This is a genomic window from Neisseria sp. P0022.S010 (assembly GCF_051956635.1).
The window spans coordinates 1-1209 of the sequence record NZ_JBQCXF010000716.1 but is presented as its reverse complement, the minus strand read 5'-3'; the positions used below and the strand labels follow the sequence as shown (position 1 = coordinate 1209).

Below are 1209 nucleotides of genomic sequence, written 5' to 3'. Positions count from 1 at the left end.
TTCCAATGGTTTGGAATCCGTTTTTTGTTGCGTGAATTAGGATGGTTATTTTAGATAAAACATTTTCAATTTTCAGATGGCCATTTCTTATGCCGTCTGAAAGCGTTAGTTTTAAATAAGTTGAAATTTACAACAGCAAACCATCAATTAAGCAACCGCGTGCGTGCGTACCGCACACACCCTACGCGATGGTTTTGAAGTTCCGCGTAATTCACAGGTAGGGTGTGTGGCGCCGCCACGCACGCGGTCGGTGGTTTTTTATAGCATTTACTCCCCAAAACTCATTACCGCTGTTTCTTTTGTGCCGCCCCAATCTAACGGCAGCCATCCATTCCGAACATAACGGTGAAACGACGAAAACGCCCAATCGCGGACATTACCGCACAATCCATGTTTGACGGGATTGAAATGGATGTAGTCCGCGCAACGCTGCAAATCCGTTTCGTCGCGCACGGTGTGTTCGTAAAAACGCCGTTGCCAAATACCGCGTTCGTGCCGCCGCTGTTTGCCGGCAGACAGGTTTTCGGCATGAGGGAGATGTGCGGAGAATTTGGTTTTAATCAGCCGCCAGCGCAGGGAATAATCCGCATCGTTGGGCGGCAGCGTCCAAATGGCGTGTATATGATTCGGCAGCACGCATACGGCGACGGTTTCAAAGGGATATTGTTTTTGCACATCCATATAAGTCGCACGCAATAAGTCGATATGTTCGACAAGCAGGCGCGATTTTGGATCGGCGAGTTTGACGGTGAAAAAGAATGTGCCGCCGGCAATGAAGTTTCTGCGATAACGCGCCATAGGATTTTTGTTTGTGGTTTGGGTGTTGGAGAAGGAATGGTTTGTTGTTTAAGGTTTTAACTTTGTTGAAGCTGATGTTTTCAGACGACATTGGAGGCCGTCTGAAAGCGCTAGCTTCAACAAGTTAAAAGTTGAAACGGCAAACCGTCAATCAACCAACCGCGTGCGTGTGTACCGCACACACCCTACGCATTGGTTTTAAAGTTCCGTGTAATTCACAGGTAGGGTGTGTGGCGCAGCCTCGCACGCGGTCGGCTGGGTATGCAGGCTACCGCTTGCTTTTGTTTTTTCAGGTAGTTGCTTGGACATGTAGGCTACAACTTGCTTTTTTCAAACAACTTCCGTATCCGGGACATCATATATTGTTTCAGTAATTTCACTTAATAATCTATGATCTAATAATATTTGTAT

Annotated in this window: 1 protein-coding gene; it reads right to left on the bottom strand. The window is 46.8% G+C overall.

All coding sequences use genetic code 11. The features are described from left to right. Window positions 1–267: 267 nt before the first annotated feature. A complete protein-coding gene (locus ACTHUT_RS20890) occupies window positions 268–798 on the bottom strand; it encodes an REP-associated tyrosine transposase (protein ID WP_250600675.1) in 531 nt (176 codons plus the stop codon). Between the last annotated feature and the right edge of the window lie 411 nt (window positions 799–1209).